The organism is Pseudoduganella plicata (genome assembly GCF_004421005.1).
Lineage (GTDB): Bacteria > Pseudomonadota > Gammaproteobacteria > Burkholderiales > Burkholderiaceae_D > Rugamonas > Rugamonas plicata.
In genome coordinates, this window is the sequence record NZ_CP038026.1 from 2,506,488 (window position 1) to 2,519,186 (window position 12,699).

The window sequence follows — 12,699 nt, forward strand, 5'->3', positions numbered from 1 at the left end:
TGTCCCATTGTCGTCGGAACAGGCGACACGCTATTTCTTCACTCGCGGTTCGGGTAATTCTTCCATCGCAATGGCGGCCAGGTCGAGCAGGCTTTGCAGCTCGGCGGCACGCAGCTTGCGCGGCTCGCGGTCGATCACGCACAGCGTGCCAAGCGCGTTGCCGGCCGCGTCGCGCAGCGGCACGCCGGCATAAAAGCGGATGTGCGGATCGGCCAGCACGAGCGGATTGCTGCGGAAGCGCTCGTCCGCGGCAGCATCTTCGACCACGAACGCCCCTTCGGCCAGGATGGCGTGCGAGCAGAACGCCCACTCGCGCGGCGTCTCCCGCGCATCCAGCCCCACGCGCGCCTTGAACCACTGGCGCTGCGCCGTGAGCAGCGAAATCAGCGCGATCGGCGACCCGGTCACGGCTGCGGCCAGCCGAACGATGCGGTCGTAACCGGCTTCCGGCGGTGTATCGATGAGGCCCGATGCAGCCAGCGCTATCAGCCGGGATGCTTCGTCCTTGCCGGCCGGGTAGTCCGGTGCCGGCAGCGGCCGGAATTCCTCGGACGTCAGGTCCGACATCGCCACTTCGACAGCCCGCCCTGCCGCCCCCGGCGGCGCCTGCTGCTCCGCCGGCTCCATCAGCCGTGCAATACGGCTAAGCCGCGTGCGCCGGTGCCCGCCTGGCGTTTTCCACGATTCGATCGCGCCGCTTTCCATCCATAACTGTACGGTACTGGTTGCAACGCCCAGCAGACGTGCTGCCGCGCTGGTTGTCAGGATGGGATCTTCGTCCACGGGGATCAGGGTAGAGTTGCTTTTCATAAACTCCGAGTATACCCGTTCAAACGAAATTTGAGAATTTTGATGATGAACCGATTCTGAACCAAAAATCCGTAAAATTTAGGTTGCGTTAAGGCAATTTTCAGTCCATTATTGATCATATTCGTCAAATCAGACCATGGGAAACATGAACGCATTCAGAAACGCCACGATTGCAACGAAACTGTACACAGCATTCGCGCTCGCGCTGCTGTTTACCTTCGCGCTGGCCATTACTGCGATCTCGCAGGTCCGCATGATCGACGGCGCCCTGGTCAATGCCGAGACGCTGCGCCGCGACCAGCTCGACCCGCTGTACGACGCCCGCGAAGCGCTCGACCAGACCGGCATGGCGGCGCGCAATGCGTTCATTTTCAACGATGCGGCAGCGGCCCGCCGCGAGCTGGACATCGTCGACGAACAGAAGGCTGTCTACCTCGCCGCACTGGCCAAGCTCGACCCGGCGCTGCACGACAATCCGGCGTATCAGAAAGTACGCGCGGGCCTGACGCAGATGGCCAAGGAACTCGAACGCCCACGCCAGTACCGCGCCGCCGACGACATGACACGCTTCGGCACGTTCCTGGTCGAGGAATGCAGCCCGCTGCGCCGCCAGATCGTGGCCGACATCAACGTGCTGCTGCGCGACCTGCAACAGCGCACGGCGGCGGCCAGCGCCGTCACCAATGCGCGCGCGGCCGATGCGCAGAACTGGATCGTCACGCTCAGCATCCTCAGCGCCGTCGTCTGCACGACCATCGGCACGACCATCGTGCGCGGCCTGCTCCGCCAGCTGGGCGGTGAACCCCGCTACGCGGCCAGCGTGGCCCGCGGCATCGCCCGCGGTGAACTGCACCGCGAAGTCGACACGGCCCGGGCCGCGCCGGACAGCCTGCTGCATGCGATGAGCGGCATGCGCGACAGCCTGTCCGATATCGTTACCCGCGTGCGCGGCGGCACCGATGCCATTGCCTCCGCATCGGCGGAGATCGCGTCCGGCAACCTGAATCTGTCGGAACGTACGGAACGCCAGGCCACCTCGCTGACCGACGTGGCGGTCTCGATGAAGCAGCTGATCGCCTCCGTGAACCGCAATGCCGACTACGCGGCCGAAGCAAGCAAGGTGGCCGAAAGCGCCGCCCGCGTGTCACAGCAGGGCGGCTCGGCGGTGGAAGGCATCGTCACGACGATGAACCTGATCAACGAGTCGTCCCGCAAGATCGTCGACATCATCGGCGTCATCGACGGTATCGCGTTCCAGACGAATATCCTGGCCTTGAATGCGGCCGTGGAAGCGGCCCGCGCCGGCGAACAGGGTCGCGGCTTCGCCGTCGTCGCCTCGGAAGTGCGCAACCTGGCGCACCGCTCGGCGGCCGCCGCAAAAGAGGTCAAGGCCCTGATCGAGGACTCGGTCAGCAAGGTGGGCGCCGGCACGGAGCTGGTGGGCCACGCGGGCCATACGATGCGCGACGTCGTGGACGGCATCGGCCGCGTCACGCAGATCATGGCCGAGATTTCGGACGCAACGCGCACGCAGAGCAAGGACATCCAGAACGTCGATATCGCCATCGTCCAGCTGGACGACATGACGATGCAGAACGCGGCGCTGGTCGAACAGGCCGCAGCTGCGGCGCAGGCACTGCGCACGCAGGCGGCCGACCTGGCCGGCGTCGTCAACACCTTTCAGCTGCAGGAGGAGCCACATGCCGGGAGGCTCGCGCTGACGGCGTAACGCACTCGGATGTTGCAAAAAAATACAATTTCCGTGCTGGGGTGCCGGTTTCACATCCACCGCCACCCGTCATGAATCTCCGCGCAAGCTTGCTGCTGCTGGCCGTCCTCCCCGGCACCACGCTCGCCGATACCCTGCGCGCCCGCGCTTCTCTCGCCTACGACGCGCTCGGGGCCACTGCTGGCCGGCACCTGCACTGGCACCTGCAATGCCAAACCCTTCCGCGCGGACGCCACCGCGTCGCCGACGATCGTCGTCGGCCGCCACGGCAAGGTAAGCGCAGCGTCCCCTTCGATCTGCGCGCCACCCTGCTGGCCGATTTGTGGCGCACCACCGACAGGAAGAAGCCACAGGCGCAAGCCGTGTCCCCGTAACGCCCCGTACAGTCGGGCCTACACGGTTTTTGCCTTCTTGACGCCGTTCTGCGAGCGGAATTCCTTCAGCACCCACTGCTGGCAGTTGGGGCACGGCGCATCGCGGTGGATGCGGTTGCGATTGTCGATGCGGTACACCCACATGTCGCAGTTCTTCGGCGCGATGTCCTGCAGCTGCAGCGCCATCCACATATGCGCTTCGGCGCAGTTGTGGGGCGCCAGGGCCGTGGCCTGCGCCACGTTGTGCTTTGCCAGCATGGCGTTCCATTTCGCCGTCAATGCGGGCGTAATCGCCGGCGCACCGGCCCCGCCGGACACGGTGATCATATGCGCCGACCATGCGACGCGGCTGGCGCCAATTCCGTTCTTGTTGCAGTAGACCTGGATGTCCTTCTCCGCCTTGTCGTTCTTACCCTTCGGCATCGCTGTCTCCTTCGGTGGAAGTCTGACCGTGTACCAGTATGGCACCGGCGCACCCGCCGTCAAGATACATTCGATCTGCTCAGCGCGAAATCGGAAACGGTGCTGCTGGACGATGGCGCTAGCAGCCTGGCGTACCAGTTCATGATGCCCGGCGGCCAGTCGATTTCCCTCATCTACGGCGCCGCGAACCAGGTGACGGCGGTTGTCGGCATGGGAACGGAGCGGTCTTCGCTCAGCTGCAGTACCGACCTGTAGACGCCGCCCCGCCGGGTTGTCTGTGGCCGCACAGGCGAGTGGTGTGAGCATTCACGGCGGGGACTGGCACCCGAAGGCGCGGTGCCGGCCCCGCGACGCCGGCATCCGCACGCATCATCACGGCGCCACCCACCCTCCCCCATCGCCCGGTACAGGTCCACTGAAGCCGTCAGCAACCGCGTGCGCAACTGCAGCCGCGCCACATCGGCCGCGTACAGGCTGCGCTGGGCGTCCAGCTCTTCCAGGTACGCCGCGTAGCCGTTACGGTAGCGGTTGTGCGCGATGCGCAGTGTTTCGGCCGCGGTGGCGCGGCGGGCGTCGTTCTGGACGACCTGTTCGCGCAGCCGGACGATCGCGTTCAGGCCGTTTTCCGTTTCCGCGAACGCCTGGCGTACCGTGTTCTCGTACGTGGCGATGGCCTGGTCGCGCTGGGCGGCGGCGGAATCGGTCGCCGCCTGCACGCGGCCGCCGTCGAACAGCGGGGCCACCAGCGACCCGCCCAGGCGCCACAGCCGCGTCGGGCCGTGAAACAGGTCGCTGAACTCCGCCGACTGGACGCCGCCGGTGCCCGTCAGCCGGAACGACGGCAGCAGCTGGTCGCGCGTGGCGGCCAGCTGGGCGACGGCGGCGGCAATCGCCTGTTCGGCGCGGGCGATGTCGGGGCGGCGGCGCAGCAGGTCCGACGGCAGTCCCGCCGGCACGGGCGGCGCGGCCAGGTCGGCCAGCGGCGTGCCGCGAATGATCGGCCCGGGCATGCCGCCCGCGAGGATCGACAGCGCGTTCTCCTGCTCGAAAATCTGCCGCTGCAGTTGCGGGATCTGCTCGGCGGCCGCGTCGTATTCGGCCTGTGCCTGCAGCCATTCCAGACGCGAGCTGTAGCCCACTTCGAACTGGCGCCGGGCGAGGTCGCGCGACTGTTCGCGCAGCCGCAGCGTGGCTTGCGCCAGTTCCAGCTGCGCATCCAGGCCGCGCAGGTTCAGGTAGCCGCTGGCCACATTGCCGGCCACCGACAGCGCGGCCGCATCGCTGTTGGCCTCCTCGGCGCGCAGCGTTGCCGCCGCCGCTTCCGTCGCATTGGCCAGGCGGCCCCACACGTCGATCTCGTAGGCAGCCTGGAATTCGGCCTGGTAGCCGTTGCCCACGTGCGGCTGGCCGTTGTACAGCAACGTGCGCGAGCGCGCCGCGCCCGTGTCGAACGACAGCGTCGGCGCCTGTGCCGAACGGGCAGAGCGCACGCGCGCACGGAAGTCCTCGATGCGGGCGCGCGCCACGCGCAGGTCGCCGTTATTGGCCAGCGCCTGCGTTACCAGCGCCGTCAGCGCCGGATCGTTGAAGCCCTGCCACCAGGCCCGGTCGACCGGGCGCCGGGCGACGTCGGCCAATGGCGGCGCGCGCCAGCCGGCCGGAACTTGCAGGGTCGAGGGCGGCGGCGGCGCCACCTTCGCGGCGCAACCGGCCAGCAGCAGCGCCGCCAGCAATGTCGGTACCGCCGCCCTCATGGCCGGCGTGCCGCAGGCGCGGGGTTGGTGGCGGCGTCGTTCAGCTCCGACGATGTGTCGATGCTGACGATGACGGACATGCCGGGACGCAGCCGCGGTGCCAGGGGCTGGCCCGCGTCGATGCGGATGCGCACCGGAATGCGCTGGGCGATCTTGACGTAGTTGCCCGTCGCGTTATCGGCCGGCAGCACGGAGAACTCCGAGCCCGTGGCGGGCGAAATGCGCTCCACTTGCCCCGTCAGCACGGCGCCATCGAGCGCATCGACCTTGAACGTCGCGCTCTGTCCCACGCGCACGCCGTTCATCTGGGTTTCCTTCAGGTTGGCGATGATCCACATCTGCTGCGGCACGAGGCCCATCAGCTGCGCGCCCGAATTGACAAAGGCGCCGCGACGCACCGTCACCTGCCCCAGCTGGCCGTCCGACGGGGCCACGATACGGGTGTTGTCCAGGTCCACCTGGGCCGCTTTCAGCGCCGCCTGCGCGTTCGCCACGGCCGCTTCCAGCGAAGCACGGTTGACGGTGACGGACTGCGACGACTGGCGCGAGATTTCCACGTTGGCCTGCGCCTGCGCCACGGCCGCCTGCGCCTGCGCACGTGCCGCGCGCTGGGCATCGCGCTCGCGCTGCGACAGCGATCCGTCCTGCACCAGTTCTTCCACGCGGCGCAGGTCCGCCGCGGCACGTTGTGCCTGCGCGCGCGCATTGGTCAGCGCCGCTTCCTGCAGGGCGATGGTGGCGGCGGCGCTGCGGCGCGACTGCTCCCAGTTGGCCAGCGCGGCCTTCTGTGCCGCCAGCTGGGCCTGCGCCTGCTCGTAGCGCTGCTCGTAAATGCGGCGGTCGATCTCGACCAGCAGGTCGCCCTTGCGGACGAACTGGAAATCCTGCACGTGCACATCCGTCACATAGCCGGACAGCTGGGTACCGATCACCGTGACCTGGCCGCGCACCAGCGCGTTCTCCGTCGAGACGACGGGACTCGTGAACGGCGGCAGCCGCCATGCGTACAGCACGATCAATACGCCGATCAGCGCCACTAGGGCGAAGCCGGCGCCGGCGATCCATTGCTGGCGGCTGTCCGGTTGCGCCGGTGCGGCGACAGGGGGGGTTGGCGGGGGCGCCGCGGGTGCCGCGGCGGGCGGTGGAGGAGTATCGTTTGCGCTCATTGCGATCCGGAGTTATTGAGTGAGACTTTGGCCATGCCCGTTTCGGCGTTCTGCGCCGGCACGGCGGGAACGTGGGTCGTGATGCGCTGCCAGAGCTGGTGCGAAATCATCCAGACCAGCGTGCCGACGGCCACCAGGGAGATCAGCAGGAAGACATCGTTGTAGGCGAGGATGTTGGCCTCGCGCGTGGCGGCAGCGCCCAGCGACGCGACGCCCTGGGCATTGCGCAGCGCCGGGTCCATCAGCGTGCCGCCCAGTGCGGCGCCGCTGCTCTGGATGCGCGCAGCCACCTGCGGGTCCAGCAATGTCAGGTGCTCGACCAGCTGGCTCGAATGGAATTTCTCGCGCATCACCTGCACCGTGCCGACGATCGCCGAGCCGAGCAGGCCGCCCAGATTCTGCGTCATCGAAAACATCACGGAAAAGCTGATCAGGTTTTTCGGCTGCGCGATGATGGCGCCGAAGCCGGAGACGAAGACGGGGCCGATAAAGAAGGTGCCGGCAAACGCCAGCAGAAATTGGCTCAGGTACATCTGCGCCGGCCGTGTCACGTTGCTCGCGTGCGAGTCGAGCCACGCGCCCACGGCCATCAGCGCGAGCGAGAACATCAGCGAGACCTGGATGCGGGCCGGCGAGATGGTCAGCGCGCTGGCGGCCATGCCGGCGACGCTGGCAACCAGCGTGACGGCCCACAGGTCGAACATCTGGTCGTTCTGCAGGCCAAGCGCGTTGAGGAAGCCGACGGTGCCCGTGGCCTCCGACTGCACGATGCGGATCAATACCACCGACAATGCAAGCCGCACCATATTGGCCGTGGTCAGCCAGCGGATATTGAGCAGCGGGTTCTTGCGGTTATGTTCGATCGCGACGGCGGCCGTGACGAGCACGATCGAGCCGACCAGGCACCAGCCGATCCATGGCGCCTCGAACCACCAGACGGTGCGGCCAAGCGCCAGCGCGGCGCACAGCAGCGCGACGCCGGGTGCGAACAGGGCGAACGTGAGGAAGTCGAGCTTCTCGAACGCGCGGATGCGGTCGCCCGGCGGGAGCTTGAGCAGCAGCACGCAGCCCAGCGACAGCAGCGACAGGCCCAGCTCGAACGAATACAGGCCGCGCCATTCCGCGATCTCCAGCAGCTCGGTGGAGAACAGCCGGGCGATCGGCAGCGCCAGCTGGGAAAAACCGATGCCCAGCACGACGCCCTTCAGCCGGTGCTGGGCCGGAAAGCCCTGCAGCGTGTAATAGAGCCCCAGCGTTGTCAGCGCACCGGCGCAGATGCCGCTGGCCAGGCGGACGGCGATCGCCGAGCCGAGATCGTGCACGAACAGGTGCGCCAGCGTCGTCAGTGCGTACAGCACGAGGAACAGTTCCGTGAACAGGCGCAGGCCATACTGCTGGCGGAATTTCACCAGCAGCAGATTCATCGACACATTGCCCATCACGTAGGCGGCCGGCAGCCACTGGATCTCGGACGCGTAGACGCCCAGCGAGCCTTGCGCGTAAGTGAGGTTGACGGTGACGAGCGCGTTGCCCAATCCCCCGTCAGCGCGACGATGAAACCGACCAGCAGATAGGCGATGCGCCGCGGCGTCGAGTGCAGCGGCGAGGACGGAGAGCCCGGCAGCATCGGCTTTTCATGCGGCTTCCAGGTCTGGGGAGCATATACATCCATGCGATACCTGATTTCTTGTTTTTCTTTGCGTGTGCCCTGATAACGTCGAGCATAGCACCGGGCCGCCCGTTCGGGCGGCCCGGTTGAACATCGCGCGTGCGGCGCGCCTTACGGCAGAGCCGCAGTTGCCACTTGCGTCAGACCAGCGGCGGATCGGTCTCGCGCTGGAACACGCGATGCCCGGCCAGCACCTGCTTGAACGCCGTCAGCGCCGCCGGCACGTCGTTCGGCTCGGCGCCGATGATGCCCGGGTCGGGCGTGCCGTCCGGCAGGTTGGACGGAATGTCGGCCTTGGCCAGCAGCTGGGCACCCGCATCCACCACCATGATCGGCTTGCAGTGGCGGTATTGCAGGCGCACGAATTCCAGCGCATTGGCGTCCTTCGACAGCGCCTGCGCGGCCTGCTCGCCTGGCGGCACGATCATCGCGTCGTAGATGACGGACGGACCCGCCTCCAGCGTGATTTCCACGTCCAGCGTGCCACCGTTGCAGCCTGCTACCTTGCCCAGCTTGCTGCCGACAATGCGTGGCACGGCGCCGTCGGCCAGCAGCGACGCGTAGATCGAGCGCGCGGCTTCGACGTCGCTGCCATTGGCCACCAGGATGGCGACGCGGCGCGTGTGGATGCCCGTGCGGCCCGGCCGCGCGAACAGCGACAGCGCCGACGACGGCGGATACTCCGGCAGCGGGCGCGTGGTCGCCAGCGGCTGCGGCGGCGGCACCTCCATGCCCAGGCCATCGGCCACGGCGGCGGCCAGCGCCGCATCGACATTGACCAGCATCGACAGCATGCGCTCGCGGATCGCCGGCACCGTCACGCGGGTCAGCTCGAAACGGAAGCCGCCGATGATGTGGTGCTTCTCGACCGGCGTCTGGCTCTGCCAGAACAGGCGCGCCTGCGAATAATGGTCGGCGAACAGCGCCGGCTTGCCGCGCACCTTGTCCTCCGTGATCGGCTGCGGGAAGCTCGTGAAGCCCGTCATTTTCCCGCCCTGGAACGGGCAGCCGCCCGCCAGCGAATTGGGCTCGTACGACACGCGCCCGCGGTTGATCGTCTGGCGGTGCATGCCGTCGCGCTGGTTGTTGTGCACCTGGTTGACGGGCGCGTTGATGGGGATCTCGTGGAAGTTCGGGCCGCCCAGGCGGCTGATCTGCGTGTCCACATAGGAGTGGATGCGTCCCTGCAGCAGCGGATCGTTGGTAAAGTCGATGCCCGGCACGATGTGCGCGGTGCAGAATGCCACCTGTTCCGTCTCGGCGAAGAAATTGTCCGGGTTGCGGTTCAGGACCATCTTGCCGATCGGCTGCAGCGGCACCAGCTCTTCGGGCACGATCTTGGTGGCGTCCAGCACGTCGAACGGGAAGGTCTCGGCCTGCTGTTCGGTAAACACCTGGATCGCCAGTTCGTATTCGGGGAACTCGCCCGCCTCGATGGCCTCCCACAGGTCGCGCCGGTGGAAGTCGGGATCGGCGCCGCTGATCTTGACGGCTTCGTCCCACACCAGCGAATGGGTGCCCTGCAGCGGTGTCCAGTGGAACTTGACGAACACCGAGTCGCCCACGGCATTCACCAGGCGGAAGGTATGCACGCCGAAGCCCTGCATCGTGCGGTAGCTGCGCGGGATCGCGCGGTCCGACATCGCCCACATCAGCATGTGCATCGATTCCGGCATCAGCGAGGTGAAGTCCCAGAACGTATCGTGCGCACTGGCCGCCTGCGGCATCGCATTGTGCGGCTCGGGCTTGACGGCATGGACGAGGTCCGGGAACTTCATCGCGTCCTGGATGAAGAAGACGGGGATGTTGTTGCCGACCAGGTCCCAGTTGCCTTCGTCCGTATAGAACTTGACGGCAAAGCCGCGCACGTCGCGCGCGGTGTCGGTCGAGCCACGCTCGCCGGCCACCGTCGAGAAGCGCACAAACACGGGCGTCTTCTTGCCCGGTGCGGAGAAGATGTTCGCGCGGGTCAGCGCGGACAGGTCCTGGTAGCTCTCGAAATAGCCGTGTGCCGCGGAGCCGCGCGCATGCACCACGCGCTCGGGAATGCGCTCATGGTCGAAGTGCGTGATCTTCTCGCGCAGGATGAAGTCTTCCATCAGCGTAGGGCCGCGCAGGCCCGCGCGCAGCGAGTTCTGGTTGTCCGCGATGGGCACGCCCTGGTTCGTCGTCAGTACGCGCTCGGAGGAGTCGGCGCGCACGCGGTCCAGCGGTGCGTTGGTATTGTTGACGCCGATGGGCGGCTGGCCGGAGCCCGTCTTGGGCGACGCGATGTTCTCGACGGCCGTGCTGGCGGTCACGATATCGCTGGCGGGTTTGGCTGTCTGCCCTGGCTGCGGGTCGCGGGCGGCATCGCCGTACTCGCCCGGCTTGTTGACGTTGTAATCGATCTCGTCGGCAAGAATCATGCCGCCGGCCTGCTTTTCCAGCAGCACGTCGCCCTGCGGATTGTTATTGCCCAGCGAGGCGGGCGGAGCGGAGTCGGACGGACCCGCGACAGTGCTCAGAATGGAACCGGCGCCATCGACGCCAGGATTGCTGTTGTTTTTATTGGACATGAACTCTCGTATGGATGAACATCGAAAAAGCGGACATGCCGATGCCCGGCCTCGCTCCGAAGAACGAGGGCCGGGCATGGCATTACGGCAAGTGCCCGCGGGGCGTGACGCGATCAGTGGCGGCGCGAACCCAGCAGCTTCGACACGGCATAGCCGGCGGCCATCGCCACCAGCACGGACATGCCCGGGCTGCTGCGCACGTAGCTGCGGCCCGTTTCGGCCAGGCGCTGGTAAGCCACGTTCAGGTCAGCGGCCTTCTGGCCCAGCGTATCGGACATCGAGTTGACGTTGTCGGACACCGTGTCGACGGTATCGTGCGCCTTGCTGACGATGCGGTCGGCGGCAGCCGGCACTTTCTCGGCCAGCTTGTCGACGGTGCTGTGCACCGAAGCGGCAGCCTTCTCGGCCTTTTCAGCCGTCGGTTTGACCTGCTCGGCTACTTTGTCCACAGTCGAATGAACGGCGGCGGCAGCCTTGTCGGCTGTTGGCTTGGCCTGGTCGGCCAGCTTGTCGATCTTGTCGTGTGCGTCGTTGCGGGTGGTATTGCCGATCGGCGTGACGGTGCCGGTTGCGGTGGTGGTCTTGTCCTGGTTCGTGTCCATGATCGATATCCTTTTGTCTGCGTTGGTCAATACGAGCTTGCAGGGATAACAATAGGCGCATTGACAATGTGTCACCGTGCGGGAACTAACAAAGAAGGCAGCACCGTTGCGCGCACCACCGACGGGTTTGGACAGCCGGTGCATACTGGCGCCGTTCAAAGGAGGATTCCATGCTGCCCATCCAACCCATCGGCGAACGTTCCGCCGTTACCCAGGTGTACAGCGCGGCCGGCACGACCGCGACCAGCGCGCCCTTGCCGCCCGGCGTTGCCGTCGACATCTCGCCGTTCGGCCAAGTGCTGGGCACTCTGGCACTGGCGCAGCGGCGCCTGGAGGAGCTGGCCGCCAGCGGCGCCGATGTCAACGCCGACGTCGCCCAGCTGGGCGTTGCCGCCAGCGAGCTGACGGAAGCGTTCAACCTGGGACGCGGCCTGCCGCTGCCGGGCCAGGCCGCGCTGCCCGACCGGCTGACGGCCGCTCTTGCAGCCCAACAGGAAACGCTGGCCCAAGCGGGCATCGCCGTTGCCGGCGACGGCCGCCTGGCGGTCGACGGCGGCCGGCTGCTGGCGGCATTCGGCAGTAATCGCCAGGCTACGCTTGCGACATTGACGCAGGCAGCGGCGCGCTTTGCCGCAGCGGGTGAGACGCCTGCGCCGGCGGCGCGGCAGCAAGCGCCGGCCGCCACGCAGGACGAGACGCCGCCTGCCGCCATCCCCCCGCTCCCCCCGGGGCCGGCGATGGAACGGGATGCCGCTGCCCTGGCGGCGCCGAACGCCGCAGCGGCTGCGGCCACGGAAGCGGCGGCACGCGGCGTCGGGGACGTCACCGAACCGGCGCAGCGCCAGCAGACCATGCCGGCAGAGGTGGCGCGCGCCGATGTGCGGCGCCAGCCCACCGTCCAGGCAGAAGACGCGCGCGCCGCTGCGCAGCGGCTGGCCGACCTGCAGGTGAGCGCCAGTCTTGCCGAAGCCAGTCAGGCCACGCTGACGCGCGACGCCCGCCAGGCGGCCTACCGCCTCGAGGTGGCGCGCGAAGTCGCCGGCGTGCAGGCGGCCGTACAGGAAGATGTCGCCACGCAGGACCAGCGGCTGGCCGAAGTCCGCGCGGCGGCGCTGCGCCAGCTGACCAGCAGCGCAGAGGAAGACCTGGCAGCACAGGCGCTGGCGGACCGGCTGGCGCGCCGGCGCGATGCAGCCGCGGCGATTGCGCTGACGCCCGAGGAACAGGATGCGCAGGAGCGCCTGATGTCGGTACGCCAGGCCGCGGCCGGGATACACTCCTTGCCGCGGCAAGGATCAAGCCGGTCCACGGATGCCGCCATCGGCATCGACAGCGCCCCGCTGGCGAGCGCGGATGACGCGTCACGGGACAGGACCCAGGCCGCCGCAGCAGCCGGCAGACCGATGCCGCCAAACGCGGCCGACCCGGCACTGGCGGCGGCAATTGCCGCGCAGTGGCTGGCAGGCGGGGTGCCGGGTGGCGGCGGCGCCAGCGTCGCACCGCCGCCCCGCACTCAGCTGGTGTCGCCGGTGCGCCCAGTCGCCCGCGTGACCGCTGCGGAAGGCGGCGGCACGAAGCCCCGCGGCGGCGCCTGACCCTGCCATTTTGCACTTG

10 protein-coding genes are annotated in these 12,699 nt (G+C 67.6%); 3 read left to right on the plus strand and 7 right to left on the minus strand.

The window, feature by feature from the left end:
• Positions 1-30: 30 nt before the first annotated feature.
• Positions 31-810 (minus strand): GAF domain-containing protein, encoded by a 780-nt coding sequence (locus E1742_RS10980; RefSeq protein WP_134384909.1) that lies wholly within the window; start codon positions 808-810, stop codon positions 31-33.
• A gap of 145 nt (positions 811-955) precedes the next feature.
• Here E1742_RS10980 and E1742_RS27160 point away from each other — a divergent pair, with 145 nt between their 5' ends.
• Positions 956-2,539 carry a methyl-accepting chemotaxis protein gene (locus E1742_RS27160; protein WP_166793460.1) on the plus strand — a complete coding sequence of 528 codons (1,584 nt, stop codon included), beginning with the start codon at positions 956-958 and terminating at the stop codon, positions 2,537-2,539.
• A 71-nt stretch (positions 2,540-2,610) separates the two neighbouring features.
• The gene (locus tag E1742_RS10990; RefSeq protein WP_134384911.1) at positions 2,611-2,913 is read left to right on the plus strand and encodes a hypothetical protein; all 303 of its coding nucleotides are present in this window, start codon (positions 2,611-2,613) and stop codon (positions 2,911-2,913) included.
• An 18-nt stretch (positions 2,914-2,931) separates the two neighbouring features.
• Here the strand turns inward: E1742_RS10990 and E1742_RS10995 are convergent, their stop codons facing one another.
• The 6 genes from E1742_RS10995 to E1742_RS11020 all read right to left on the minus strand — a co-directional run bounded on the left by E1742_RS10995 (position 2,932) and on the right by E1742_RS11020 (position 11,085).
• Entirely contained in the window at positions 2,932-3,336 is a 405-nt protein-coding gene (locus E1742_RS10995) for a hypothetical protein (protein WP_134384912.1), read from the minus strand.
• 173 nt (positions 3,337-3,509) lie between these two features.
• Positions 3,510-5,090, minus strand: a complete 1,581-nt coding sequence (locus E1742_RS11000; protein ID WP_134384913.1) for an efflux transporter outer membrane subunit — start codon at positions 5,088-5,090, stop codon at positions 3,510-3,512.
• Positions 5,087-6,256, minus strand: coding sequence for an HlyD family secretion protein (locus E1742_RS11005; protein ID WP_134384914.1), 1,170 nt, complete (start codon positions 6,254-6,256; stop codon positions 5,087-5,089). Before E1742_RS11005 ends, E1742_RS11000 begins: the two co-directional genes overlap by 4 nt.
• Entirely contained in the window at positions 6,253-7,791 is a 1,539-nt protein-coding gene (locus tag E1742_RS11010; protein ID WP_229466717.1) for an MFS transporter, read from the minus strand. Before E1742_RS11010 ends, E1742_RS11005 begins: the two co-directional genes overlap by 4 nt.
• A 274-nt stretch (positions 7,792-8,065) precedes the next feature.
• On the minus strand, positions 8,066-10,483 hold the full coding sequence (locus E1742_RS11015; protein ID WP_134384915.1) for a catalase: 2,418 nt from the start codon (positions 10,481-10,483) through the stop codon (positions 8,066-8,068).
• Between the two features lie 113 nt (positions 10,484-10,596).
• Positions 10,597-11,085: a hypothetical protein gene (locus tag E1742_RS11020; RefSeq protein ID WP_134384916.1), complete on the minus strand. Its 489-nt coding sequence runs from the start codon at positions 11,083-11,085 to the stop codon at positions 10,597-10,599.
• A 170-nt stretch (positions 11,086-11,255) separates the two neighbouring features.
• On the opposite strand from E1742_RS11020, the gene E1742_RS26135 reads away from it, so the two are divergent.
• Positions 11,256-12,680, plus strand: a complete 1,425-nt coding sequence (locus E1742_RS26135; protein WP_166793461.1) for a hypothetical protein — start codon at positions 11,256-11,258, stop codon at positions 12,678-12,680.
• Positions 12,681-12,699 lie beyond the last annotated feature (19 nt).

Coding starts and splice junctions, on each gene's coding strand:
- E1742_RS10990 (WP_134384911.1), top strand. CDS start 2,611: ATGAATCTCCGCGCAAGCTTGCTGCTGCTGGCCGTCCTCCCCGGCACC.
- E1742_RS10980 (WP_134384909.1), bottom strand. CDS start 810: ATGAAAAGCAACTCTACCCTGATCCCCGTGGACGAAGATCCCATCCTG.
- E1742_RS10995 (WP_134384912.1), bottom strand. CDS start 3,336: ATGCCGAAGGGTAAGAACGACAAGGCGGAGAAGGACATCCAGGTCTAC.
- E1742_RS11015 (WP_134384915.1), bottom strand. CDS start 10,483: ATGTCCAATAAAAACAACAGCAATCCTGGCGTCGATGGCGCCGGTTCC.
- E1742_RS11000 (WP_134384913.1), bottom strand. CDS start 5,090: ATGAGGGCGGCGGTACCGACATTGCTGGCGGCGCTGCTGCTGGCCGGT.
- E1742_RS11005 (WP_134384914.1), bottom strand. CDS start 6,256: ATGAGCGCAAACGATACTCCTCCACCGCCCGCCGCGGCACCCGCGGCG.
- E1742_RS26135 (WP_166793461.1), top strand. CDS start 11,256: ATGCTGCCCATCCAACCCATCGGCGAACGTTCCGCCGTTACCCAGGTG.
- E1742_RS11020 (WP_134384916.1), bottom strand. CDS start 11,085: ATGGACACGAACCAGGACAAGACCACCACCGCAACCGGCACCGTCACG.
- E1742_RS27160 (WP_166793460.1), top strand. CDS start 956: ATGAACGCATTCAGAAACGCCACGATTGCAACGAAACTGTACACAGCA.